A 24,864-nucleotide genomic window follows, 5' to 3' on the forward strand; every position below is an offset into this window, starting at 1 on the left:
TTTACCATGATGTAAACTCAGCGATCTCGCCCGCTTTGCCTGCTATCGCTCGCGATGTTCCCTGAGCAACTCCGACGTTACCAAGTAATGAATTACTCGGCAGCGCCTTCTTCAGCTTCACCTTCTTCTTCGTCTTTGACGATACGCGGTGCGTGGACGTTGGCGATTGCCAGGTCAGTACCGTGTGCCAAAGCGATGAACTCAACGCCTTTAGGGGCTTTCAGTTCGGACAGGTGAACGTTGTCACCTACTTCCAGCGCGCCCAGATCAACTTCGATGAACTCAGGCAGGTCTTTCGGCAGGCAGGTCACTTCCAGTTCAGTGGTAGTGTGCGAGATCTCGCCGCCTTTCTTGACCGGAGCTTCTTCGTTCAGGAAGTGGATCGGCACGATTGCGGTCAGTTTCTGGCCGGCAATAACGCGCACGAAGTCAGCGTGCATCACGTGGCCTTTGGCCGGGTGACGTTGCAGCGCCTTGATGATGACGTTTTGCTTCTTGCCACCAACGTTCAGCTCGATGATGTGGCTGTAGGCCGCATCGTTTTCCAGCAGTTTGGCAACTTCTTTGGCCAGCATGCTGATGGACTCGGGGGCTTTGTCGCCACCGTAGACGACAGCTGGAACCAGGCTAGCGAGACGACGCAGGCGGCGGCTCGCACCTTTCCCCAGGTCGGAACGCTGTTCTGCATTCAGGGTAAATTCGTTCATGTTGTATCTCCAAATTAACCACATCCACCGTTGCGTTTGCGACCAGCGCTCGGATGGTATGGGCAAAAAAGCCCCGCCCTGACCGGATGTCAGGGCGGGGCGCTTTTCGTCTGCGTGATGTCAGTTAACGGAACATCGCGCTGATCGATTCTTCGTTGCTGATGCGGCGAACCGCTTCGGCGACTACCGGGGCAATATCCAGTTGACGGATACGGCCACAGGCTTGAGCAGCGGCGGACAGCGGGATGGTGTTGGTCACCACCAGTTCGTCCAGCACGGAATTTTCAATGTTTTCGATCGCCCGACCCGACAGCACAGGGTGTGTGCAGTAGGCGAAGACCTTGGCAGCACCATGCTCTTTCAGGGCCTTGGCCGCGTGGCACAGCGTGCCGGCGGTATCGACCATGTCATCGACCAGAATGCAGGTACGCCCTTCGACATCACCAATGATATGCATCACTTCGGAGTGATTGGCTTTCTCACGGCGTTTGTCGATGATACCGAGATCGACACCCAGGGATTTGGCGACAGCACGTGCACGCACGACACCGCCGATATCCGGGGAAACGATCATCAGGTTTTCAAAGCGCTGATCTTCGATGTCATCCACCAGAACGGGGGAGCCGTAGATGTTATCTACCGGAATGTCGAAGAAGCCCTGAATCTGGTCAGCATGAAGATCAACCGTGAGCACACGGTCGATTCCCACTACGGTCAGCATGTCAGCGACAACTTTTGCGCTGATGGCAACACGTGCGGAGCGCGGACGGCGATCCTGGCGGGCATAACCAAAGTAGGGAATCACAGCAGTGATTCGGGACGCTGAGGAGCGACGGAAGGCATCAGCCATCACGACGAGTTCCATCAGGTTGTCGTTCGTGGGTGCGCAGGTCGGCTGAATGATAAAGACGTCTTTACCGCGGACGTTTTCATTAATCTCAGTGCTGATTTCGCCGTCGGAGAATTTTCCAACAGAAACATCACCCAGTGGGATATGCAGCTGACGTACTACACGCCGAGCGAGATCGGGGTTGGCATTCCCCGTAAAGACCATCATCTTGGACACGCGCAGTACCTAGAGGCTGAGGGTAACCTGGATGAGTATAGAAAATGGCAGGGGCGGCTGGATTCGAACCAACGCATGGCAGGATCAAAACCTGCTGCCTTACCGCTTGGCGACGCCCCTGTATTGAATCAATCGAGTGCCTGGCACTCAATTCCTGCTACAGAATTTGCAGCTTGCGATGCAACATCGAGATGTTGCTTCCTTTCGCTACGAACCCCGTAAGAGTCTCTGTAAGAAGGGCCGAGACTTTATCAGCTTCAGCTTTGTTTGGGAAGGCCCCAAACACACAACTTCCAGTTCCGGTTAATTTTGCTTCGGTAAATTTACCTAACAAATTCAAAGCGTTACGTACTTCTGGGTAACGCCTCTCTACAACCGCCTTACAGTCATTTCGACTGTTTCCCTTGGGAACGGGGCGCACTTTAATGGGCGGCGTGTCGCGTGTCAACAACGGATCTGAAAAAATTTCTGCTGTACTTACAGATACTTGCGGAACGAGCACTAAATACCACGGTTCTTCCGGGTCAACCGGGGTGAGAATTTCGCCGACGCCCTCAGCAAAAGCGGCATGTCCACGCACGAAAACCGGTACATCGGCGCCCAGCGTCAGCCCCAGTTGCGCCAGACGATCCTCATCCCAGCCGAGCTGCCATAAATGATTCAGGGCGAGCAGGGTGGTCGCTGCGTCCGAGCTGCCGCCGCCGATACCGCCACCCATGGGCAGGCGTTTTTCCAGCCAGATGTCCATGCCCAGCGTGCAACCGGACTGTTGTTGCAAAGCGCGAGCGGCTTTGACGATCAGGTTGCTGTCATGCGGGACACCGGGAACGTCGGTCTGCAGGCGAATCTCGCCATCTTCGCGAACGGTAAAACCCAGTTCGTCGCCGTAATCGAGAAACTGAAACAGGGTCTGCAGTTCGTGATAACCGTCAGGACGACGTCCCAGAATGTGCAGCATGAGGTTTAGTTTTGCCGGGGCAGGCAAAACCAGTTGTGGCGTGCTCATGGTCATTGCCCCAGTTTGCGAGGCTGCCAGTCCTTGATGACCAGCGTGACATCAAGGTCCTGTCCGTGCAGCTTGACGCGCTCCGGCAGCCAATAGCCATTCTGTTCGACGTAGCTGAGGTATTCCACCTGCCAGCCATCCTGTTCAAGGCTGGCCAGCCGGCTGTCGCCATCGAGTGTCAGGTTGCTTTTGCTATCCGGCGCGGGCAGACCACGTACCCACCATACAAGGTGAGATACGGGCAGTTTCCAGCCCAGTTGATCCTGCAGCAGTGATTCTGGCGAGGTGGCTTCGTAACGGCCCTGATTGGCGACTTCCAGCACCACGGCGCCGGGCCTGCCGGTCAGCCGCGCTGCACCACGACCGAGCGGGCCGGACAGGCGGATATCGTAGTAATCCTGGCGCTGCAGCCAGAACAGGGTGCCGCTGCCGGAGTCTTTCGGCGCGCGGATACCGACCTTGCCGTTGATCTGCCAGCCATCGAGGCTGCTCAGTTGTTGTTTGTGCTCGCGCCATTGCGCGGGGTCACCCTTGCCCTGAACGGCTTCGCGGGAGGTGAGGCCGGCGCAGCCGGTGAGCAGGGCGATGAGGCTGAATACTAATACGTGGCGCAAAAACATAACGTCAAAGGGTCTCTGATCCGGTCAGGCGTCGCAGTGTGCTGCGCAGGACGGTGCTGTCGGGTTGTTGTTCCAGGGCCTTGGCCCAGACTTTTTTTGCTTCGCGCTGCTCGCCCTTGGCCCAGAGTACTTCGCCCAGGTGGGCGGCGACTTCGTGGTCGGGGAAGCGCTCGAGTGCCTGACGCAGGTAGCGCTCGGCATCGTCCAGATTGCCCAGGCGGTAGTTCACCCAGCCAAGGCTGTCGAGCACTGCCGGATCGTCAGGGCTGATCTTGTGGGCTTTTTCGATCAGTTCGCGGGCTTCGGTATAACGCGTGGTGCGATCGGAAAGGGTGTAGCCCAGCGCATTCAGCGCCATGGCGTTTTCCGGTTCGCGCTTGATGATGGTCCGCAGGTCTTTTTCCATCTGCGCCAGATCATTGCGTTTCTCAGCCAGCATAGCGCGGGTGTACAGCAGGTTGGCGTCGTCCGGGTATTGCTTGAGCGCCTGATTCAATACCTGCCAGCCACGATCCAGCTGATCATTGCTGGTCAGGGTTTCGGCTTCGATCAGGTACAACTGCACAGCATAATCGGGCTCTTCGGCGCGGGCTTCGGACAGCCGTTTGGCGGCTTCGGCACCGTTACCGTTGCTGACCAGAATATCGGCCTGGCGCAATTGCGCTGCCAGGAAGTCCGGGCCGGGGCCTACCTGAGCGTATTCGTTGAGCGCGCTTTGCGGGTCATCGCGCTCTTCGTGGATGCGGCCCAGATTCAAGTGCGCCGAATCGACATGCGCGCCACGGGCGATCAGTTCCTCCAGATAACCTGCCGCTTCGTCCCAGGCCTTGGCTTCAAGGCACACCAGGGCCAGCGAGAAGCGCAGTTCGTCATCATCCGGATACTGCTGCAAGAGCGCAGAAAACTGCACTTTGGCGTCTTCCATACGGTTCTGCTCGACGAGCATGCGCGCATAGGTCAGGCGCAGGCGTTTGTCGTCGGGGTATTTCTTGATGCTTTTTTCCAGCAGGGGCACCGCTTCCTTGCCTCGGTTCATGCTTTGCAGCAGACGGGCGTGGAGCAGGATCGGCGCGATTTCGCCTTCTTTCGGCGGGTTGTCTTCGAGCAGTTTCAGCGACTGTTCGGAATCGCCGTTCTGCTGCAGCAACAGCGCCTTGCCGAAAATCAGCTGGCCATTGTTCGGGTATTTGCCCAGCAGTCGGTCAAAGCTCTTGAGCAGACCATTGCGCGTGTCCGGATCTGTTTCGGCCGCCGACAGGGCCAGGAAATCGAAGTGCGTGTCGCCCTGGCCTTGCAGGACTCTCTCCATGTACACAAGGGAGTCGTCGTAACGCCCGGCGCGCGCCAGCTGGATGGCGGCGGCTCGTTGCGCTTCAAGATTGCCCGGTGCGTTCCTCGCCCAGATCAGCGCGGTATCCAGCGCCGACTGATCGGCACCCATGTACTCGGCAATCTGATAAGCGCGCTCCGAGACCCCCGGGTCCTGAGTCTTGATCGCCTGGGTCACGTAGTTGTCCAGGGCGATGTCGAAGCGGTTGCGCTGGCCAGCCAGCTCCGCACTCAACAGGCTGACCAGGGTGTCCTGAGTGAACGAGCCATAGACCTGCGGCTTGGCTTCAGGCGCGGGCGGGGCGTCCTTTTGAGCGGGCACAGGCTGTGACGAGGCGGGGGTCATGGACTGACAGCCGCCTAGAAAGGCAAGAGCAAGGAACAACGCGGAGGATCTATTCATATATAAGAAGGGCGGCTTACCTGCGGTGGGAGCATCATGACACAAGGCTGTTGGCAAAACCCACAGCCGTCGGAAAAACTGATGCAATGCGTGTGTTTGCAGTGTCGCGGACCCAAAAGCACGGTCTGCGACGAGCGATTGTAGTGGGACAATAATATGTGGTGGTTGTTCTGAGCTTATCGAAGTAGGACAATTACCGGCTTCACGTCACCACCTGCGACCCTGAATGGCCTTCCTTGCACTCGGTATCAACCATAAGACCGCCTCGGTCGACGTTCGCGAGCGTGTGGCATTTACCCCGGAACAGCTGGTCGAGGCATTGCAGCAGCTCTGCCAACTGACGGAAAGCCGCGAGGCTGCGATCCTTTCTACCTGCAACCGCAGCGAGTTGTACATCGAACACGAGCACCTCGGCGCGGACAGTATTCTTGCCTGGCTCGCCAATTATCATCACCTCAGCCTTGAAGAGCTGCGCGCCAGTGCTTACGTGCACGAAGATGACGCTGCCGTGCGGCACATGATGCGTGTCGCCTCGGGGCTCGATTCGCTGGTGCTCGGCGAGCCGCAGATTCTCGGTCAGATGAAGTCCGCCTACGCGGTTGCCCGCGAAGCCGGCACGGTCGGGCCGTTGCTGGGCCGTCTGTTCCAGGCGACGTTCAGCGCCGCCAAACAGGTGCGTACCGACACCGCCATCGGCGAAAACCCGGTCTCTGTGGCCTTTGCCGCAGTCAGCCTGGCGAAACAGATTTTCAGTGACTTGCAACGCAGCCAGGCCTTGTTGATCGGTGCAGGCGAGACCATTACGCTGGTCGCCCGGCATCTGCATGATCTGGGCGTCAAGCGTATCGTGGTCGCCAACCGCACGCTGGAACGCGCCAGCATGCTTGCCGCCGAGTTCGGTGCGCACGCGGTGCTGTTGTCGGACATCCCGGCGGAACTGGTCAACAGCGATATCGTGATCAGCTCGACGGCCAGCCAGTTGCCGATTCTGGGCAAGGGCGCCGTGGAAAGTGCGCTGAAGCTGCGCAAGCACAAACCGATTTTCATGGTCGATATCGCCGTACCGCGGGATATCGAGCCTGAAGTCGGCGAGCTGGACGATGTTTACCTGTACAGCGTCGATGACCTGCATGAAGTGGTGGCAGAGAATCTCAAGAGCCGTCAGGGCGCGGCGCTGGCCGCCGAGCAGCTGGTCAGCGTGGGTGCCGAGGACTTCATGTCGCGCCTGCGCGAACTGGCTGCAGTCGACGTGCTGCGTGCCTATCGTCAGCAAAGCGAACGGCTGCGTGACGAAGAGCTGAGCAAGGCGCAACGTATGCTGGCCAACGGCAGCAATGCCGAGGACGTACTGATCCAGCTGGCGCGTGGCCTGACCAACAAATTGCTGCATGCACCCAGCGTGCAGCTCAAGAAGCTGTCTGCCGAAGGCCGCGTCGATGCGCTGGCCATGGCCCAGGAACTATTTGCCCTCGGTGAGGGCTCGACGGATAAAACCCCGCAATGAAAGCTTCACTGCTCAATAAGCTGGATGTGCTCAGCGACCGTTTCGAGGAACTGACCGCGCTGCTTGGCGACGCGGAAGTCATCAGCGATCAGACACGCTTTCGCGCCTATTCCCGTGAATACGCCGAAGTGGAGCCGGTCGTTACGCTCTATGCGCAGTTGCTCAGGGTGCAGGGTGATCTGGAGGGCGCACAGGCGCTGCTCAAGGACAGTGATCCGGACATGCGCGAAATGGCCGTCGAGGAAGTTCGCGAAACCAGGCAGCAACTGGTCGAGCTGGAAGCGCAATTGCAGCGCATGCTGCTGCCCAAGGACCCGAATGACGGTCGTAACGTGTTTCTGGAAATCCGCGCGGGCACCGGCGGTGACGAAGCGGCGATCTTCTCCGGCGACCTGTTCCGCATGTATTCGCGTTACGCCGAGCGGCGTGGCTGGCGGGTCGAGATTCTTTCCGAAAACGAAGGCGAGCATGGCGGCTACAAGGAAGTCATTGCGCGCGTCGAGGGTGACAGCGTCTACGGCAAGCTGAAATTCGAGTCCGGCGCGCACCGTGTGCAGCGTGTTCCGGAGACCGAATCCCAGGGCCGCATCCATACCTCTGCCTGTACGGTGGCGGTGTTGCCGGAGCCTGACGAGCAGCAGGCGATCGAGATCAACCCAGCCGACCTGCGGGTCGATACCTATCGCTCTTCGGGCGCCGGTGGTCAGCACGTCAACAAGACCGACTCGGCGATCCGCATCACTCACTTGCCGTCAGGTATTGTCGTCGAGTGCCAGGAAGAGCGTTCGCAGCACAAGAACAGAGCCCGGGCAATGTCCTGGCTATCTGCCAAACTGAATGATCAGCAGACCAGCGCGGCGGCCAATGCCATCGCCAGCGAACGCAAGCTGCTGGTCGGCTCGGGCGACCGGTCCGAGCGCATACGTACGTATAATTTCCCTCAGGGGCGAGTGACGGATCACCGCGTGAACCTGACTTTGTATTCGCTGGATGAAGTTCTGGCGGGCGGGGTCGATGCAGTGATAGAGCCGCTACTCGCTGAATATCAGGCTGATCAACTTGCGGCACTGGGTGAGTAAATGACCATCATCGCAAGTGTACTCAGAAGCGCCGAGCTTCCCGATTCACCGACTGCACGCCTCGATGCCGAGTTGCTGCTCGCGGCAGCGCTGGGCAAACCGCGCAGTTTTCTGCACACCTGGCCCGAGCGCATCGTCAGCACCGAAGCCTCGGTGGCATTCGCTGGTTACATGGAGCGCCGCCGCAAGGGCGAGCCGGTCGCTTACATTCTCGGCCAGCAGGGCTTCTGGAAGCTTGATCTGGAAGTCGCGCCGCACACGTTGATCCCGCGTCCCGAGACCGAAATGCTGGTCGAGGCCGCTCTGGAACTGGTGCCTGCCTTCGCACCCGCTCAGGTGCTGGACCTCGGCACCGGCACCGGCGCGATTGCGCTGGCGCTGGCCAACGAACGCCAGCAATGGAAGGTCACCGCAGTTGACCGTGTGCCAGAGGCCGTCGCCCTGGCCGAACGCAACCGGCAGCGTTTGCAACTGAATAACGCCGAAGTCTTCGAAAGTCAATGGTTCAGTGGCCTGCAAGGTCGACAGTTCGACCTGATCATCAGCAATCCGCCGTACATCTCCGACGCCGATCCGCATCTGTCGGCTGGTGACGTGCGTTTTGAGCCGAGCAGTGCGCTGGTGGCCGGTTCCGACGGGCTGGATGACTTGCGCACGATCATCGAACAGGCGCCTGCACACCTCAATGCGGATGGCTGGCTGCTGCTGGAACACGGCTACGATCAGGGGCCTGCGGTGCGTGAGCTGCTGATTCGCCAGGGCTTCGAGCGTATTCAGACGCGCCGTGATCTGGGCGAGCATGAGCGCATCACGTTCGGATGCAAGCCGTGCTGAGTGACCAGGAGCTGCTGCGCTACAGTCGCCAGATTCTGCTGCAACACGTTGATATCGACGGCCAGCTAAGACTCAAGCAAAGTCGTGCGCTGATCGTGGGCGTCGGCGGGCTTGGCTCGCCGGTGGCCCTGTATCTGGCCGCCGCAGGGGTTGGTGAGCTGCATCTGGCGGATTTCGATCACGTCGACCTGACCAACCTGCAACGCCAGATCATCCACGACACTCAGAGCATCGGGCAGGCCAAGGTGAATTCGGCCATCGCCCGGCTCAGCGCGATCAATCCCGAGATCACCCTTGTCGCTCATCGCGCAGCGCTGGATACCGACTCACTGGACGCGGCGGTGCAGGCTGTCGATCTGGTGCTGGATTGCTCGGATAATTTCGCCACCCGCGAAGCGGTCAATGCCGCCTGTGTCGCTGCCGGCAAGCCGTTGGTCAGCGGAGCGGCGATCCGGCTCGAAGGGCAGTTGTCGGTGTTCGATCCGCGTCGTGCGGACAGCCCTTGTTACCATTGTCTGTACGGGCATGGCAGCGAAGCCGAGCTGACCTGCAGCGAGGCGGGTGTCATCGGGCCGCTGGTCGGTCTGGTTGGCAGCCTGCAGGCGCTGGAAGCATTGAAGCTGCTGGCCGGTTTTGGCGAACCCATGGTTGGTCGACTGTTATTGATCGACGCCTTGAGCACGCGTTTTCGTGAACTGAAGGTCAAGCGAGACCCGGCGTGCAGCGTCTGTGGTCCGGCCAGTGTAAAGGGCGAGCATGCTTGACGTTCATATGAGCCATGGCAGCGATGCGCCGGTCGGAATCTTTGATTCCGGGGTTGGCGGTCTGTCAGTGCTCAATGAAGTCCGTCAGCTGTTGCCCAGCGAGTCGCTGCTGTATCTGGCGGACTGCGGGCACATTCCCTACGGCGAAAAGACTCCCGAATTCATCATCGAGCGGTGCCTGACGATTGCCGGGTTTTTCCGCGAGCAGGGTGCCAAGGCGCTGGTCGTCGCCTGCAACACGGCCACAGCAGCAGGTGTGTCGCACATACGTCAGCGCTACCCGGACTGGCCGATTGTCGGCATGGAGCCAGCGGTCAAACCGGCTGCCGAGGCGACCCGCAGCGGTGTCGTCGGTGTGCTGGCGACCACCGGAACGCTACAAAGCGCCCGCTTTGCGGCCTTGCTGGACCGTTTTGCCAACGATGTGCGGGTCGTGACCCAGCCGTGCCCCGGGCTGGTCGAATTGATCGAAACCGGCGATCTGGTCAGCCCGCAAATCCGTCAGTTGCTGCAGCACTATGTAGAGCCGCTACTGGCAGCGCGCTGTGACACGATCATTCTGGGCTGCACGCACTACCCGTTCCTCAAGCCATTGCTGCGCCAAATGCTCCCCGAATCGGTCACCCTGATCGACACCGGAGCCGCAGTGGCGCGACAGCTGCAGCGTCTTTTGGCACGGTCCGGCCTGCTTGCCAGTGGTGTCGCACGCGACACTGTGTATTGGTCTAGTGACATACCGGACAATTTCAGAAAAATCCTACCTTTTTTGTCGCAAAACGTCGGCGATGTGAGAAGCTTCCGTTTGTAAAAAAACGTGAAAAAAGCCGCTTTTGGGGTGAACTAACGTCGCCTCCGCGGCTTCTATAAAGCGGCTGATGAATTCCAACACTTTTCGTACAATTTAATATATTTAGGACGTTTCTCATGAAGAGACTCTTTTGCCTGGCCGTGATTGCGGCCGCTTTGGCAGGGCAAGCTTCAATCGCGCAGGCTGATGGTGTTGAGTTTTCGGTCGGTCAGACCGGCGAGTCGACCATGACTTATCGTCTGGGCGTGCAGTTCGATTGGGATAAAACCTGGCTGCAAAGCGACATCGGCCGTTTGACCGGCTACTGGGATGGCGCTTACACCTATTGGGATGGTAAGGACTACAAGGATAACCACAGCCTGTCGTTCTCCCCGGTTCTGGTCTACGAATTCGGCAACGGCAACGTCAAGCCATACGTAGAAGCCGGTATCGGCGTCTCGGTGTTCTCCAACACCCAGGTTGAAGACCGCAAGTTCGGTTCTGCCTTCAACTTCGAAGACCGTATCGGTTTTGGTCTGCGCTTCGCGGGCGGGCATGAAGTCGGTATCCGTGCGACCCACTACTCCAACGCCGGCATCAAAGAGCCGAACGACGGTATAGAAAGCTACGCACTGCACTACAAGATGCCGTTCTGATTTGATCGACTCTGGTACGTGCCAACGTTATTGCCATCCAATGCTTTTTCCCACGTGATGGCACTGACGACGCAGAGTGCGACGTCAGTGACGGCTGAGTCCTGTCGCTGATCCGGGGGATGCTGTTCCGTTGAAGAACAGCAGGGAGCGCCCCCCGGATCAGTGACAGGGCGAAGGAACCCGACGAAGTCGGGCCGAAAACGGAGCTGCGGAATTTGCCTACTTTGGCCCCATCAAAGTAGGTCGCCGAGAGGCGAAAAGGTGACCTGAGTCGAACCTCAATCTACCTGACAAAGAAAAACCTCTGTGTGACGCTGAGCGCCACGAACTGCATTCCCACGCGGAGCGTGGGGACGATAATCATCAGAGTGTCAGCCCAGTTTCCGGGCTCTTCAAGGCTTGTGTATAAAGCCGAGTACGGAGCATGGGGACGATAGTCATCAGTCAAGTCAGCAACACTGATCAAAGATAAGCCGTCGCAATCCCTTTGCGTTCATTCAGGCAATCTTCCGCACCCGCTTCGAATTCACGACAGATCAACGGGCGTTTCTCGTAGATCGTGCACATCATGGTGTTGCGATCCAGTGCCGCACACCAGCCGTCATCCAGACGCAACATGACCTCGCCACCCCACTCATCGGTATCGATGTAACGCTCAGGCACGCCCGTATCGGTGATCAGCATCACTTCTAGTTGGCAGCAGCAGGCTGCGCAGGTCGAACACGTGACTGCGGGTTCTTCGCCGTGGATCTCTGCGAGCGGAATGAGTGTAGCGTTCAGAGCGGTTCTCCCGAGTGTCTGGCGGCGCGGGCTGCCAGCCATTGCAGCAGGGGAAATACACCCGCCCAGACCAGGCCCAGCACCAGCATGCCTGGCCACACTCCAAGGGGAAGATGGACCTGTGCCAGTTGCGAGCCGGCATAGTACGACATCGGGCCGCCAATAGCGCCCAGCACGACTGCGCGCCATAGTGGCTTCGCCGTCCAGGCCAGGCAATGATTGAGCGTGGTGCCCAGCACCGCCCACAACAGCGCCAGCCACAGCGGCAAGAGATAGCCGCCCGTGCCGAAATCAAAAACGCCGAGTGTCATCAAGGCACTGTCCAGCACGATACCGATCAAGGTCACGGTCAGAATCAGCCGGCCTTCGGCTGCCCATGAGCTGATCCACATAAAATGCACCGCCAGAACGCCGATGGCGATCAGCAGCCAGAAGCTGTTGCCGCCCAGTACGCAGGCGAACCAGCCGATCTGAAACAACAGCGCATTGGCGATGGATTTAAGCATTGAAGCGCCCAAGCAAGGGTTCGCGCAGCGCTTCGGGCTTGGCGAGCAGCAGTTGCGCGGTGCCAATGGTCCGCTCCAGGAAGCCGCCTTCGCAGTAGCACAGGTAAAACTCCCACAGGCGCAGGAAATGCTCGTCGTAACCCAGCTCAGCGAGTTTGCCGTGAGCGTTTTTGAAGTTGTCGTGCCACAGGCGCAGGGTGCGTGCGTAGTGCAAGCCGAAATCTTCCATGTGCAGCAGGTTCATGTCGGTATCGCTGCCGACGATGTCGAGCATCTTCGCCACCGAGGGCAGGGCGCCACCGGGGAAGATGTAGCGCTGGATGAAGTCCACATTGCGTTTGGCCTGTGCGTAACGCTGCTCGCGGATGGTGATCGCCTGCAACAGCATCATGCCGTTGCTTTTCAGCAGGTTCGCGCATTGCTTGAAGTACGTGGGCAGAAAGCGATGGCCGACCGCTTCGATCATCTCGATGGACACCAGCTTGTCATACTCACCGGTCAGGTCACGGTAGTCGGTCAGCAGCAGCGTCACGCGATCCTGCAGGCCCAGTTCGATCAGCCGTCGCTCGGTGTAGGCGAACTGTTCTTTGGACAGGGTCGTGGTGGTCACCTGGCAGCCGTAGTGCTGCGCAGCGTAAATAGCCATGCTGCCCCAGCCGGTGCCGATTTCCAGCAGGTGATCGGTGGGTTTCAAGGCAAGTTTCTGGCAGATACGCTCAAGCTTGTTCAACTGCGCCTGTTCCAGCGTGTCGTCTTCGCTGAGGAACTGCGCGGCCGAATACATCATCGTCGGGTCGAGAAACTGCTCGAACAGGGTGTTGCCCAGGTCGTAGTGGGCCGCGATGTTTTTCTGCGAGCCTTCGCGCGTGTTGCGGTTGAGCCAGTGCAGCGCATGAATCAGCGGGCGGGTCAGGCGTGCCATTCCGCCCTCCATCGCATCCAGCACATCCAGATTGCTGACAAACACCCGGACCACCGCCGTCAGGTCTGGTGTCGTCCAGTAGCCATGAATGAAGGCCTCACCCGCACCGATGGAACCGTTGCTGGCGACCATGCCCCAGGCTGCCGAATCGAGAATGTGGATTTCAGCCTGAATCAGTGCGCCGTTCTTGCCGAACACATGGCGCTCACCCCGTTCGATTACTACCAACTGGCCGTTACGCAGTCCTGCGAGTTGCCTCAGCACGCCTCGACGCAAGAGGTTGGCAGTCAAACCATTGGTGCCCAGATTGGCAGAAAAACTACTGCTACTGCTTTTCATGGAGTGAGTCCTTGGATTGCGCGGCGGCAGCACGGTACTCGCCGTCAGCGGCCTGATGGGAAAAGATGGGTATGCGTTTGACCAGCAGGCGCATGGCCTGCCAATAAATGGCCAGACAGGTTTTCGCGGTCATCCATGGATAAGCGATCAGATAGCGGTGCAGCGTCTTGCGGTTCAGATTCTGGCGGGTCAGATTGAGCGTGGCGTCGAACATCTTCAGCTCGCCTTGCCAGTCAGCCATGTGTACACCGATCCGTTCGGCGGGCTGGCTGAAGCTCATGCGGTATTCGAGATCACGTGGCAGGAACGGGGAAACATGAAAGGCCTTGGCCACGGCAAAATGCTGATGGCCTTCACCGGTGGCGGGCAGCACGTAGCTGTAGCGCTCGCCCCACGGGGTGTTGGTGACTTCACACAGAATGCCGGCCAGTGTGCCGTCGGCCTCATGGCAGTAGAAAAAACTCACCGGGTTGAACGACAGGCCCCAACTGCGTGCCTGGGTCAGCAGGCAGACGCGACCCGACGGAATGCGGCCCAACGCTTTGCCGACCCGCTCGCGGACCGCCTCGATGAGCGTCAGCCCTTGCCCGGTCAGCTCTGGCAGATAGTCTCGCTCACGAAACGAGAACGGCGCAAAACGCTCCCGACCTGCCAGTGGGGAAAGCCCCAGCACGCTGTCCTGCTCATCCAGATCCAGATAGAGCAGGCCTATCCGATAGGTGAACTCATGGGCGCGCGGTGCAAACCGCCGGTGGCTGATCCAGCCACTGTAGAGGGCGCTGTTCACAGCGTTTCACCAAAGGCCTGGGCGACACGCAGGCCGCTGACCACGCCGTCTTCGTGGAAGCCATTGGCCCAGTAGGCGCCGCAGTACCAGGTGTGATCGACCCCATTGATTTCCTCCCAGCGCGCCTGTGCAGCAATCGCACCGAGGCTGTATTGCGGATGGGCATAGCGGTAGCGGCCAAGGATTTTGGCCGGGTCGATGGCGGCAGTCTGGTTGAGGCTGACGCAGAACGTCGTGTCGCTCTCGATCCCTTGCAGAATGTTCATGTCATAGGTAACGGCGGCCGACTGCTGTTCGCCGCCGCCCAAGCGGTAGTTCCAGCTCGCCCAGGCCAGTTTGCGCTTGGGCAGCAGTCGCGTGTCGGTGTGCAGCACCACATCGTTTTCGGCATAGCGCAGGGCGCCGAGAATCGACTGCTCGGCACTCGATGGCTGCGCCAGCAGGGCCAGGGCCTGATCGCTGTGGCAGGCAAACACCACCTTGTCGAAACGTTCGCTGCCCATGGCGCTGTGCAGCGTCACACCTTCGCTGTCACGCTCGACACGTGTGACCGGGCACGACAGACGAATGCGCTCGCGGAACGAGGCTGTCAGCGGTTCCACATAACTTCTGGAACCGCCCTGAATCACACACCATTGCGGGCGGTGGGTGACCGAGAGCAGGCCGTGATTCTTGAAAAAACGCACGAAGAACTGCAACGGGAAGCCGAGCATGTCGGCCAGCGACATCGACCAGATCGCCGCGCCCATGGGCACGATGTAATGATCGATGAAGCGCTGGCCATAACCGCCGGTCTTCAGGTATTCGCCCAGCGTGGTGTCCGCCGCGATGCGCTGGTTTTCCAGATCATCGACCGATTGGCGATTGAAACGCAGGATATCGCGCAGCATGCCCCAGAACCGTGGCGACAGCAGATTGCTGCGCTGGGCGAACAGGCTGTTGAGGTTGTTGCCGTTATATTCCACACCGGTGCGCGGATCATGCACCGAAAAGCTCATTTCGGCGGGCTTGAAGCCGACACCCAGCTGGCTTAGCAGGCGAATGAAATTGGGGTAGGTCCAGTCGTTGAAGACAATGAAACCGGTGTCAATGGCGTAGGCGCGGCCCTCGACCTGCACGTCCACCGTGTGAGTGTGCCCGCCGATCCAGTCCGAAGACTCGAACACGGTCACCTCGTGCGCGCGGTTGAGCAGGTAGGCACTGGTCAGGCCAGCGATCCCGCTGCCAATGACTGCGATCTTCATTGCGCGTCCTTATTCGACGATTCGTTGCGCGCCATGCGTTTGCCGAGTGCCAGTCGGGCGCGTGCCGGGAGCAGGGCCAGCAAGCTCATGCTGAAGATGAACAACGCCGGAAAGGCGATATCCAAGGGGCGTTTGTTGCGCCCCAGTTTGCTGGCGATATGTTTGGCGGCCTTATCGACCGGCCAGCGCATCGGCATGGGGAAATCGTTTTTCTGCGTCAGCGGCGTGTCGACGAATCCAGGGCTGACCACCGTCACGTCGATGTTTTCGCTGGCCAGATCCAGACGCAGGGCTTCTAGCAGATAACGCAGGCCGGCCTTCGACGCGCCGTAGGCTTCGGCGCGGGGCAGCGCCAGGTAGGTCACCGCACTGGCGACGCCGACCAGATGCGGTTGATGACCTTTGCGCAGCAGCGGCAATGCGTGCTCGATGCAGTAACTGCTGGCCAGCAGGTTGGTGCGCACCACGCGTTCGACCATGGCCGCTTCAAACTGCCGGGCATCGATGTATTCGCAGGTGCCCGCGTTGAAGATGGCGGTGTCCAGGGCTCCCCATTGCTGCGCGATATCGCCGGCAATCGCCTTGACTTGCTCGGGGTCGGTGATGTCACCGGTCACCAGCAGCACCTGCGTGGGATAAACGTTCGCGAGGTTTTGCAATGGCTCAAGCGTGCGGGCGGTCAGCGCGAGCCGATGACCTGCGTTGAGCAGTTCTTTGGCCAGCGCCAGGCCAATGCCGCTGCTTGCCCCGGTCAACCAGATGCGTCGTGCAACAGGAGTGCTCATCCCAACCTCTTCTTCAACCAATGGATGACCCGACCCATGATGGGCAGATGTTCGTAGAGCAATGCACCGGCATCGAAGTAGTCCCGGTGCCGATAAACCTTGTCGCGCCACTTCAGGTGCGAACAGCCTTCTACCTGAATTGTCCGGCCGGCGGCTAGACGCGGATGCGAATAACTCATGGTCCAGACCAGATAGCCCTCGCCGGGGCGCACCTCGTCGAAGGCGTGGAAGTCGAAGTGCAGGTCCTGGACGTTGGCGTACAGTTCGCCGAAATAGCGGTGCATGGCGGCAAGGCCGTGGATATCGTGCATCGGGTCGCTGAACGACACGTCTTCGCTGTACAGCTCGGCAACCTGGTCAAGGTTGTCCTTGTTCAGCGCGGCAAAACCTTCGGCGAAGCGATGCAGGAAATCAGCCATGTTCGACTCCTGCGGCCGGCTGTCGAGCCGGTAGGGCCTTGAACGCTGCCAGGGCGCGGGCGCGGCTTTTGCTCAGGTCGACGATGGGTTTCGGGTAGTCAGCCGCGCCAAACAGGTCACCGATTAACGACGGGTCATGAATCTGCTTTTTATTCAGATCCGCCAGTTCCGGCAGCCAGCGTTTGATGAACACGCCTTCGGGGTCGAAGCGTTCCGACTGCGACAACGGATTGAAAATACGGAAGTAGGGCGCCGAGTCGGTGCCGGTGGACGAGCTCCACTGCCAGCCACCATTGTTCGACGCCAGGTCGCCATCGATCAGGTGGCGCATGAAAAAGCGCTCGCCCTCGCGCCAGTCGATCAGCAGGTTTTTGGTGAGAAACATCGCAACGACCATCCTTAGCCGATTGTGCATCCATCCGGTTTCCAGCAACTGGCGCATCGCTGCGTCAATGATCGGCAGCCCGGTGCGCGCTTCTTGCCAGGCGCGCAGCTCTTCGGGGGCATCGCGCCACTTCAACGCCTCGGTTTCCGGGCGAAAGGCGCGATGACGCGAGACGCGCGGGTAGCCGACCAGCGTGTGTTTATAGAACTCTCGCCATAATAGCTCGTTGATCCAGGTCACGGTGCCCACGTCGCCGGTCTCGAACTCGCCCTGATTGCTGGCCAGGGCCGCGTGCAGGCACTGGCGCGGCGAAATCACCCCGGCCGCCAGATAGGCCGACAGCTGGCTGGTGCCGGGCTTGGCCGGAAAATCCCGTTCGTCCTTGTAATAGCTGATCTGCTCGTCGGCGAACGCGTCCATGCGCCGTCTGGCTTCCGCCTCACCGGCTGGCCACAGGTCACGCAACGCTTTCGCTGGCGTGGCAAAGCCCTTGACCTGATCGGGAATCGGATCGCTTTTTATCGACTGTGCCGGCTGCGCTTTCGGGGTGCGCACCGGGTGTGGCATGGCCTCGTGCAGTCGGGTGTAGCAGACCTTCTTGAACTGGGTGAATACCTGAAAATAGTTGCCGGTCTTGGTCAGGATGCTGCCGGGCTTGAATAACAGCTGATCGAGATAGCTGTTGAAGTGCACACCGGCTTTTTCCATCGCCTTCTGCACTGCCTGGTCGCGACGGGTCTCGTTGATGCCGTATTCCTGATTGAGGTGCAGGCCCTCGACCTTGAACTGTGTGCACAGCTTTGCCAGCACTTCAGGCGCCTGGTCCCAGGTGTCCGCCTCGCGGATCAGCAAGGGAACATTCAACTCGCCCAGCGCTTTCTCGAGCTCGACCAGGTTGCGCAGCCAGAAGTCGACCTTGCAGTCGGCATCGTCATGGCTGCGCCACTGCGCGGGACTGAGCAGGTAAACCGCCAGCGTCGGACCGCGCTCCATGGCGGCGGTCAGGGCAGTGTTGTCTTGAGCGCGCAGGTCGCTGCGCAGCCAGATCAGTTGCATGAGAAGTCCTTAGATAAGTCCGAGCTTGCCCAGCTCGATCTGAGCGCTGAGTACGTCATGGGCAAGGGTCAGTCCAGATATCTCGTTGGCCTGTACGAGCAACTCGGCATTATGGATCTGCACCGTTGGTCCGCCCAGCACGACAGGGCAGGTGATATTGGCCAGCAATCGTGGCAACTGGGTCACGTTCAGCGACTTGCTGGAATACAGCAATATGCCGCGTGGCTTGAGGTATTCGGCTGCCAGCGCCAGCTCGCCGACCGGCAATGGCCAGTCGAACACCTCGACCGGGCAATCGGCGCTGCTCACCAGCCAGGCCGCGAGCCACAGATGCGGCTCCAGCGGCAGATCGGACTGATTGACCAGCAGCAACGGGCTGCCATTGAGCTGACGGTTGTTGTGATAGATGCGCGCGCCGAACTTGCTGCGCAGCCAGGAGTAGAAAAACGTGCGCTCCAGTTGTGCGCCGAACTTGCCTTGCCAGCGCCGTTCCAGTTCGGCCAGCAGCGGCAGCAGCAACTGCTCACACAGTGTGCGCGGCGGGTACAGCGACATCGCTTGATTGAACACGTCATCGACCCGGCGTTCGGCCAGCTCGCCGATCGCGACCAGCAAGGTCTGACGCAATGCGTCCCAGTCGTTGGTCGGCGGCAGAGCGTCCTGGCGATTGTCATCGATCAGGCCCTTGACCTGACTGACCGACACGCCACGGTTGAGCCAGGTCAGAATCTTCATGACGCGCTGCACATGCTCGTCTGAATACAGCCGATGACCTTTGGCGGTACGGTGCGGGACAATCAGTCCGTAACGCCGCTCCCAGGCGCGCAGGGTGACGGCGTTGACGCCTGTCTGTCGTGCGACCTCGCGGATCGGCAGCCAGTCGCCCGGCACCTCTGTGTCTGTTTCATTCATGAGTCAAATCGCATTGCGCAGGCTGAGGTTTTCCGGGTGGGGCTGCATGTACACCTGCAGTGCCACATATGGGTCCGGATGTTGGCGAAAATGATGCTTGAGCAGCGTCAGCGGCACGATCAGTGGCACGATGCCCTGGTGATACTGGGCGATGACCTGCTGGATTTCCTGCTTGTCCTCGCTGGTAATGGTTTGTTTCAAATAACCGCACAGGTGTTGCAGGACGTTGGTGTGCGTACTGCGCGTGGCGCACTTTTTCAAGGCCGCCATCAGCTGGCTGAAGTACAAAGGTGCGATTTCGTTCGGGTCGGTGCGGCCCATGCTGCCGAGCATCTTGCCCAGCGCCTTGTACTGCACCGGATCGTTGGCCATCAGCTGGTATTTATAGCGCGAGTGGAATTCGGTCAGGGCGCGCCGGGTGATGCCTTCTTTCAACAGCTGTTTCCAGGCGGCATAGGCAAACACGCGGGTGACGAAATTTTCGCGCAGCACCGCATCGTTGAGCCGGCCGTCTTCCTCAACGGGCAGATCGGGATGACGTTCGCAAAAGGCCTGCGCATAGATCCCGCGACCACCGCCGTCGACCGGAGCGCCGTTTTCGCGGTAGACCTTTACGCGCTCCAGACCGCAGGAAGGGGATTTCTGCATGAAGATGTAACCGCATATATCGCCCAGCTCATCGGCCATCTGTATGCCGTAATCCGCCAATGCCTCGGTAACGTCCAGGTCACGATTGACCGTGCCGAGCGCCTTTGGATTTTCTGCGTCGCCTACCAGCCTGATCGGCTCGCGGGGGATGCCCATGCCGATAGCGACTTCGGGGCACGCCTGGACGAAATCGAAATACTTGCTCAGCGCCTGCGTACACAGATGAGATTCCTTGTGTCCGCCATTGAAGCGAACCTCGGCACCCATCAGGCAGGCACTGATGCCGAGTTTGGGTTTTTCGATTACGGACGTCGCCATCAGTCACCTCTACAGAAGACTTGTACAGATAGTTCATGCTGTACAACTTGTCTTCATCATAGGGGTGTAACTGTACAAGTCAAATTCTTTGTAGAGGGCGGTAAAAGCTACTTCCAGCCCATTCGCCAGGTATCCGCCTGTTGCAACACCTGCCACGGCAGCCGCTCGCTGCGCTGGGTCAGCACAGCCTGCAGTTCGATTTCCAGCACAGTGCCTTCTTCGTCCTTGAACAGCTCGGTGACCAGGAAGTGCTTTTCCCGGTTGAGCGGGGTGGCGGCTGTCCATTTCGACAGCAGCAGCTTGCGCGGGTTGATCTGATTCATTGCACATGCTCCAGCAGTCGGCGCGCTGCTTCCTGGCCACTCAGCCATGCGCCTTCCACGCGCCCGGACAGGCACCAGTCGCCACAGACATAAATGCCCAGATCGGCGTCCGACAAGGCGCCCCATTCGTGAGAGCCGGCAGGCCGTGCGTACAGCCAGCGGTGGGCGAGGCTGAACACTGGCGGGGGCATGGTGCAATCGATCAATTCCGCGAATGCACCGTGCAACTGTTCGGTGACCTGTTCTCTGGAAGCGTCGAGATTCTGCCTGCTCCACTGGCTGGTGGCGTGCAGCACCCAGGTATCGAGCGTGGCGTCGCGACCAGGTTTGCTGCGGTCGCGGGCCAGCCAGTCCAGCGGGCTGTCCTGCACGAAGCAACCCTGCATGGGCGTCTGCAACGGGGTTTCGAAGGCCAGCGCCACGGCCCAGGTCGGGTCCATCTTCACGCCTGCCACGACGCTGGCCAGTTTCGGCGCAGCAGCCAGCAGGGCAGTGGCCTGAGGGGCCGGGGTGGCGATGATCACATGACTGAAAGGGCCGTGGCTTTCGCCTTCGGCATCCAGCAGGTTCCAGTGTTGTTCGCCACGGAACACTTCAGTGATGCGACACGAGAACGACACCGGCAGATCGCCGCGCATCGCCCGGGTAATGGCGCTCATGCCAGGCGTGCCGACCCAGCGCACCTGCTCGTCCGGAGAGGGGCTGAGCCTGCCGCCATGAAAGTTATAGAGCGAGGGTGTCCACTCGGCGACGTGACCCTGGGTTTGCCACTGCTTGACTGCGGTGGCAAAGCGTCGGTCACGGGCGGTGAAATACTGTGCCCCCATGTCCAGCGAACCTGCGTCGCTGCGCTTGCTGGACATACGACCGCCGCTGCCGCGGCTCTTGTCGAAAAGGTGCACTTGATGCCCGGCGGATGTCAGCGCCTGGGCTGCGGAGAGTCCGGCGATACCGGTACCGATGATTGCGATAGGGACAGTCATAGGGGCCTCGTTACCTTGTCTGTACAGACTACGCCGTAGTTAAAACCTGTACAATCTTCTTGTTTGGTATAACTTGCAGTGGTTTTAGAATTTAGCGGTTGAGTCACATTGCCACTGGCAAGGTCGAACGGTTCAGCGACTCGGGCAAAGGCCTCGAGGCTGCGTTTCATTCTGCTGTGGCCTATGGTTCAGCTGACAGTTTCGTTTTCCGGACCAGCGTCACTGGTAAAAATAAGACTACCCAATTGTCACCTACGCCACGCGAGGTTATCTGCCATGCACATATTGCTGACCGGTGGTACTGGTTTGATAGGACGAGCGCTCTGCCGTTTCTGGTCTGCTCAAGGCCATGAATTGACGGTATGGAGCCGAAAACCCGCCGACGTCGTCGAGCTGTGCGGCCCTTCGGTGCGTGGCATTGCCAGCCTTGATGAGCTGGGTACGCAGCCGGTGGATGCAATTATCAACCTGGCGGGCGCGCCCATTGCGGATCGTCCGTGGACCCGCAAGCGCCGCCTGTTGCTGTGGGACAGTCGCGTCGGCCTGACCGAGCAACTGCTGAAATGGCTGGGCACTCGCGAGCAAAAACCCGCGCTGATGATTTCCGGCTCTGCAGTCGGCTGGTATGGCGACAGTGGCGAGCGCGAAATCGACGAAACCTCGCTGCCTGCCAAGGAAGACTTTGCCAGCCAGCTGTGCAACGCCTGGGAAGAAACCGCACAACGCGCCGAGGCGCTGGGCGTGCGCGTGGTGCTGATACGCACAGGCCTGGTGCTGTCCGATCGTGCCGGCTTTCTGCAGCGTCTGTTACCTCCTTTCAAATTCGGCATGGGCGGGCCGATCGGCAATGGCAGGCAGTGGATGCCGTGGGTTCACATCCAGGATCAAATCGCCGCGATTGATTTTCTGTTGAATCTGAATGAAGCAAAGGGTCCTTATAATGTCTGTGCGCCGTCACCGGTGCGCAATCGTCAGTTTGCCAAGGCCCTGGCCGGCATTCTGCACCGGCCGGCATTTATGCCCATGCCGGCGCTGGCCCTGAAAGTATTGCTGGGCGAGCTTTCGGTATTGCTGCTCGGTGGCCAGCGTGCACGGCCGGAGCGTTTGCAGGAAGCTGGTTTTACATTCAAGTACACCGAACTCGACACCGCCCTGCAGGATTTGCTGGGTCGCCACTGAACGCTGTTGAAATGAATAGGATGTTGCATGACCGATCACGCTTTGTTGCTGGTCAATCTGGGTTCGCCTGCCTCTACTCAAGTGGCAGACGTGCGCAGCTATCTGAACCAGTTCCTGATGGATCCTTATGTGATCGACCTGCCATGGCCAGTGCGCAGGCTGCTGGTCTCGCTGATTCTGATCAAGCGGCCCGAGCAGTCCGCACACGCCTATGCGTCCATCTGGTGGGATGAAGGTTCGCCCCTGGTGGTGCTGAGCAAGCGTCTGCAGCAGGCGATGAAAAAGGAGTGGTCGCACGGGCCGGTCGAACTGGCCATGCGTTATGGCGAGCCGTCCATCGAAACCGTGCTGACGCGGCTGGCAGAGCAGGGCTTCAAGAAAGTCACCCTGGCGCCGCTGTACCCGCAGTTCGCCGACAGCACGGTGACCACGGTCATTGAAGAAGCCAAACGCGTGGTGCGCGCCAAATCGTTGAAGATGCAGTTCTCGGTTCTGCAGCCGTTCTACGATCAGCCCGAGCACCTGAGTGCACTGGTGGAAAGCGTGCGGCCGCATCTGGAGCAACCTTATGACCATTTGCTGCTGAGCTTCCACGGTCTGCCCGAGCGGCACCTGCACAAGCTCGACCCGACCGGCAAGCATTGCCTGAAGGACGACTGCTGCATGACCGCACCCGCCGAAGTGCTCGCCACCTGCTATCGCGCGCAGTGCATACAATCGGCGGCGGCGTTCGCCAAGCGTATGGGCATTCCTGACGGTAAGTGGTCGGTGTCGTTCCAGTCACGTCTGGGGCGCGCCAAGTGGATCGAACCCTACACCGAAGCGCATCTGGATGAACTGGCGGCGAAAGGTGTCAGGAAGCTGCTGGTCATGTGCCCGGCGTTCGTCGCTGATTGCATCGAGACACTGGAAGAGATCGGTGACCGCGGTGCCGAGCAGTTCAAGGAAGCGGGCGGAGACGAACTGATCCTGATCCCTTGCCTGAACGACGACCCCAACTGGGCGAAAGAGCTGAACAGGCTGTGCGAGCGTGCGCCGTTGATGTTGTGATGCGCTGAACCGCGGAGCATGGGCACGATAGTGTTCTTCCACTTATCGTTCCTCACGCTCCAGTGTGGGAATGCCCTGGGTGACGCTCCGCGTCACAAATCTGCGCGGCACCCCATGTTCAGGACAGGACGCAGAGCGTCCAGAACTGCATGCCAACGCGGAGCATTGGCACGATAGTCAAGAAGTGAAGCGTCAAGGCAACTGATCATCCAGTTGCTTGTTCTTCCAGCTGTCATTGCCCGGCAGGATCAGGTTCAGGGCGATGGCGGTCACGGCGCACAGGGCAATGCCTTTCAGGCCGAAATCGTTCGGTCCGTTGCCGGTGCCGATCAATACGCCGCCGATCCCGAACACCAGCGTGACCGAGACAATCACCAGATTGCGCGCTTCGGCCAGGTCGATCTTGTGGCGGATCAGGGTGTTCATGCCCACTGCGGCAATCGAACCGAACAGCAGGCACAGAATGCCGCCCATTACCGGGACTGGAATGCTCTGCAGCAGCGCCCCGAATTTGCCGATGAACGCCAGGATGATGGCAAAGAACGACGCCCAGATCATGATCTGCGGGTTGTAGTTCTTGGTCAGCATCACGGCGCCAGTCACTTCGGCGTAGGTGGTATTGGGCGGGCCGCCGAACAGGCCGGCAGCGGTGGTGGCGATGCCGTCGCCGAACAGCGTGCGGTGCAGGCCCGGCTTTTTCAGGTAGTCGCGTCCGGTCACGCTGCCGACTGCAATCACCCCGCCGATGTGTTCGATGGCCGGTGCCAGGGCGACCGGGACAATGAACAGAATCGCCTGCCAGTTGAATTCCGGTGCGGTGAAGTGCGGCAAGGCCAGCCAGGCGGCGTCAGCGATCTTTTTGGTATCGACCACACCAAAGTAGAACGACAGTGCGAAGCCCACCAGCACGCCGGAGATGATCGGCACCAGACGGAAAATGCCTTTGCCGAACACCGCCACAATCAGTGTGGTCAGCAAGGCCGGCATCGAAATCAGCATGGCGGTCTGATAAGGAATCAACTGCACGCCATCGCCGGACTTGCCCATCGCCATGTTGGCTGCAATCGGCGCCATCGCCAGACCGATCGAGATGATGACCGGCCCGATCACCACAGGAGGCAGCAGGCGGTCGATGAAACCGGTGCCCTTGATCTTCACGGCCAGACCGAGAAAGGTGTACACAAAGCCTGCCGCCATGACACCGCCCATGGTCGCGGCCAGACCGAACTGGCCCTTGGCGAGGATGATCGGGGTGATGAAGGCAAAGCTCGAGGCCAGAAAGACCGGCACCTGACGCCCGGTGACGATCTGGAACAACAGCGTGCCCAGGCCTGCGGTGAACAGTGCCACGTTCGGATCGAGCCCGGTGATCAGCGGCATCAGGACCAGCGCGCCAAAGGCCACGAACAGCATTTGCGCGCCGGATAGAATCGTGCGCCACAGTGGATCGTTGAACTCCTGATGCGTCATCGG

General features: G+C 59.8%; 26 protein-coding genes and 1 tRNA gene. 8 read left to right on the forward strand and 19 right to left on the reverse strand.

The window, feature by feature from the left end; translation table 11 throughout:
* Window positions 1-92: 92 nt before the first annotated feature.
* The 6 genes from PCPL58_RS07030 to PCPL58_RS07055 all read right to left on the reverse strand — a co-directional run bounded on the left by PCPL58_RS07030 (window position 93) and on the right by PCPL58_RS07055 (window position 5,131).
* Complete coding sequence (locus PCPL58_RS07030) at window positions 93-707, reverse strand: 50S ribosomal protein L25/general stress protein Ctc (RefSeq protein WP_065349107.1); 615 nt, start codon at window positions 705-707, stop codon at window positions 93-95.
* 124 nt (window positions 708-831) lie between these two features.
* Window positions 832-1,773 (reverse strand): ribose-phosphate pyrophosphokinase, encoded by a 942-nt coding sequence (locus PCPL58_RS07035; RefSeq protein ID WP_003317125.1) that lies wholly within the window; start codon window positions 1,771-1,773, stop codon window positions 832-834.
* 45 nt (window positions 1,774-1,818) lie between these two features.
* Window positions 1,819-1,893: transfer RNA gene (locus PCPL58_RS07040), tRNA-Gln, on the reverse strand.
* 37 nt (window positions 1,894-1,930) lie between these two features.
* Complete coding sequence (gene ispE, locus PCPL58_RS07045; protein ID WP_004402654.1) at window positions 1,931-2,779, reverse strand: 4-(cytidine 5'-diphospho)-2-C-methyl-D-erythritol kinase; 849 nt, start codon at window positions 2,777-2,779, stop codon at window positions 1,931-1,933.
* A gap of 2 nt (window positions 2,780-2,781) precedes the next feature.
* Window positions 2,782-3,399, reverse strand: coding sequence for a lipoprotein insertase outer membrane protein LolB (gene lolB, locus PCPL58_RS07050; RefSeq protein WP_003345270.1), 618 nt, complete (start codon window positions 3,397-3,399; stop codon window positions 2,782-2,784).
* 4 nt (window positions 3,400-3,403) lie between these two features.
* On the reverse strand, window positions 3,404-5,131 hold the full coding sequence (locus PCPL58_RS07055) for a tetratricopeptide repeat protein (protein WP_074907579.1): 1,728 nt from the start codon (window positions 5,129-5,131) through the stop codon (window positions 3,404-3,406).
* A 226-nt stretch (window positions 5,132-5,357) separates the two neighbouring features.
* Between PCPL58_RS07055 and hemA the strand changes: the two genes are divergently transcribed.
* The 6 genes from hemA to PCPL58_RS07085 all read left to right on the forward strand — a co-directional run bounded on the left by hemA (window position 5,358) and on the right by PCPL58_RS07085 (window position 10,755).
* A complete protein-coding gene (gene hemA / locus PCPL58_RS07060) occupies window positions 5,358-6,635 on the forward strand; it encodes a glutamyl-tRNA reductase (RefSeq protein WP_003317121.1) in 1,278 nt (425 codons plus the stop codon).
* A complete protein-coding gene (gene prfA / locus PCPL58_RS07065; protein WP_003408642.1) occupies window positions 6,632-7,714 on the forward strand; it encodes a peptide chain release factor 1 in 1,083 nt (360 codons plus the stop codon). Before hemA ends, prfA begins: the two co-directional genes overlap by 4 nt.
* Window positions 7,715-8,548 (forward strand): peptide chain release factor N(5)-glutamine methyltransferase, encoded by an 834-nt coding sequence (gene prmC, locus PCPL58_RS07070; RefSeq protein WP_065349108.1) that lies wholly within the window; start codon window positions 7,715-7,717, stop codon window positions 8,546-8,548. It begins immediately after the preceding gene.
* Entirely contained in the window at window positions 8,542-9,312 is a 771-nt protein-coding gene (locus tag PCPL58_RS07075) for a molybdopterin-synthase adenylyltransferase MoeB (RefSeq protein WP_162273809.1), read from the forward strand. Before prmC ends, PCPL58_RS07075 begins: the two co-directional genes overlap by 7 nt.
* The gene (gene murI, locus PCPL58_RS07080; protein WP_065349110.1) at window positions 9,305-10,120 is read left to right on the forward strand and encodes a glutamate racemase; all 816 of its coding nucleotides are present in this window, start codon (window positions 9,305-9,307) and stop codon (window positions 10,118-10,120) included. Before PCPL58_RS07075 ends, murI begins: the two co-directional genes overlap by 8 nt.
* A 116-nt stretch (window positions 10,121-10,236) precedes the next feature.
* Entirely contained in the window at window positions 10,237-10,755 is a 519-nt protein-coding gene (locus PCPL58_RS07085; protein WP_002552154.1) for an acyloxyacyl hydrolase, read from the forward strand.
* Window positions 10,756-11,217: 462 nt separating this feature from the next.
* Here the strand turns inward: PCPL58_RS07085 and PCPL58_RS07095 are convergent, their stop codons facing one another.
* The 12 genes from PCPL58_RS07095 to PCPL58_RS07150 all read right to left on the reverse strand — a co-directional run bounded on the left by PCPL58_RS07095 (window position 11,218) and on the right by PCPL58_RS07150 (window position 21,162).
* On the reverse strand, window positions 11,218-11,577 hold the full coding sequence (locus PCPL58_RS07095; RefSeq protein WP_044309893.1) for a YkgJ family cysteine cluster protein: 360 nt from the start codon (window positions 11,575-11,577) through the stop codon (window positions 11,218-11,220).
* Window positions 11,532-12,041, reverse strand: coding sequence for a DUF2878 domain-containing protein (locus PCPL58_RS07100; protein WP_003365611.1), 510 nt, complete (start codon window positions 12,039-12,041; stop codon window positions 11,532-11,534). The genes PCPL58_RS07095 and PCPL58_RS07100 overlap by 46 nt, the downstream gene beginning before the upstream one ends.
* Complete coding sequence (locus PCPL58_RS07105) at window positions 12,034-13,302, reverse strand: SAM-dependent methyltransferase (RefSeq protein ID WP_003433715.1); 1,269 nt, start codon at window positions 13,300-13,302, stop codon at window positions 12,034-12,036. The genes PCPL58_RS07100 and PCPL58_RS07105 overlap by 8 nt, the downstream gene beginning before the upstream one ends.
* On the reverse strand, window positions 13,289-14,089 hold the full coding sequence (locus PCPL58_RS07110) for a DUF1365 domain-containing protein (RefSeq protein WP_065349112.1): 801 nt from the start codon (window positions 14,087-14,089) through the stop codon (window positions 13,289-13,291). The genes PCPL58_RS07105 and PCPL58_RS07110 overlap by 14 nt, the downstream gene beginning before the upstream one ends.
* The gene (locus tag PCPL58_RS07115; RefSeq protein WP_044309896.1) at window positions 14,086-15,333 is read right to left on the reverse strand and encodes an NAD(P)/FAD-dependent oxidoreductase; all 1,248 of its coding nucleotides are present in this window, start codon (window positions 15,331-15,333) and stop codon (window positions 14,086-14,088) included. The genes PCPL58_RS07110 and PCPL58_RS07115 overlap by 4 nt, the downstream gene beginning before the upstream one ends.
* Window positions 15,330-16,118, reverse strand: coding sequence for an SDR family NAD(P)-dependent oxidoreductase (locus PCPL58_RS07120; protein WP_065349113.1), 789 nt, complete (start codon window positions 16,116-16,118; stop codon window positions 15,330-15,332). Before PCPL58_RS07120 ends, PCPL58_RS07115 begins: the two co-directional genes overlap by 4 nt.
* Window positions 16,115-16,537, reverse strand: coding sequence for a nuclear transport factor 2 family protein (locus tag PCPL58_RS07125; RefSeq protein ID WP_065349114.1), 423 nt, complete (start codon window positions 16,535-16,537; stop codon window positions 16,115-16,117). Before PCPL58_RS07125 ends, PCPL58_RS07120 begins: the two co-directional genes overlap by 4 nt.
* Window positions 16,530-17,978 carry a deoxyribodipyrimidine photo-lyase gene (gene phrB, locus PCPL58_RS07130; protein ID WP_065349115.1) on the reverse strand — a complete coding sequence of 483 codons (1,449 nt, stop codon included), beginning with the start codon at window positions 17,976-17,978 and terminating at the stop codon, window positions 16,530-16,532. The genes PCPL58_RS07125 and phrB overlap by 8 nt, the downstream gene beginning before the upstream one ends.
* A gap of 9 nt (window positions 17,979-17,987) precedes the next feature.
* Complete coding sequence (locus PCPL58_RS07135; protein WP_058397492.1) at window positions 17,988-18,890, reverse strand: MerR family transcriptional regulator; 903 nt, start codon at window positions 18,888-18,890, stop codon at window positions 17,988-17,990.
* A gap of 3 nt (window positions 18,891-18,893) precedes the next feature.
* Window positions 18,894-19,856, reverse strand: coding sequence for a YbgA family protein (locus tag PCPL58_RS07140; RefSeq protein WP_058416367.1), 963 nt, complete (start codon window positions 19,854-19,856; stop codon window positions 18,894-18,896).
* 107 nt (window positions 19,857-19,963) lie between these two features.
* Window positions 19,964-20,179 (reverse strand): TIGR02450 family Trp-rich protein, encoded by a 216-nt coding sequence (locus tag PCPL58_RS07145; RefSeq protein WP_002552164.1) that lies wholly within the window; start codon window positions 20,177-20,179, stop codon window positions 19,964-19,966.
* Window positions 20,176-21,162, reverse strand: coding sequence for an NAD(P)/FAD-dependent oxidoreductase (locus PCPL58_RS07150; protein ID WP_003365592.1), 987 nt, complete (start codon window positions 21,160-21,162; stop codon window positions 20,176-20,178). Before PCPL58_RS07150 ends, PCPL58_RS07145 begins: the two co-directional genes overlap by 4 nt.
* A 276-nt stretch (window positions 21,163-21,438) precedes the next feature.
* Here PCPL58_RS07150 and PCPL58_RS07155 point away from each other — a divergent pair, with 276 nt between their 5' ends.
* Window positions 21,439-22,341 carry a TIGR01777 family oxidoreductase gene (locus PCPL58_RS07155; protein ID WP_065349116.1) on the forward strand — a complete coding sequence of 301 codons (903 nt, stop codon included), beginning with the start codon at window positions 21,439-21,441 and terminating at the stop codon, window positions 22,339-22,341.
* 27 nt (window positions 22,342-22,368) lie between these two features.
* Window positions 22,369-23,391, forward strand: a complete 1,023-nt coding sequence (gene hemH / locus PCPL58_RS07160) for a ferrochelatase (protein WP_065349117.1) — start codon at window positions 22,369-22,371, stop codon at window positions 23,389-23,391.
* Between the two features lie 192 nt (window positions 23,392-23,583).
* Here the strand turns inward: hemH and PCPL58_RS07165 are convergent, their stop codons facing one another.
* A complete protein-coding gene (locus PCPL58_RS07165; protein ID WP_065349118.1) occupies window positions 23,584-24,861 on the reverse strand; it encodes a uracil-xanthine permease family protein in 1,278 nt (425 codons plus the stop codon).
* Window positions 24,862-24,864: the final 3 nt, after the last annotated feature.

The organism is Pseudomonas cerasi (assembly GCF_900074915.1).
In the GTDB taxonomy this organism is placed as follows: domain Bacteria; phylum Pseudomonadota; class Gammaproteobacteria; order Pseudomonadales; family Pseudomonadaceae; genus Aquipseudomonas; species Aquipseudomonas cerasi.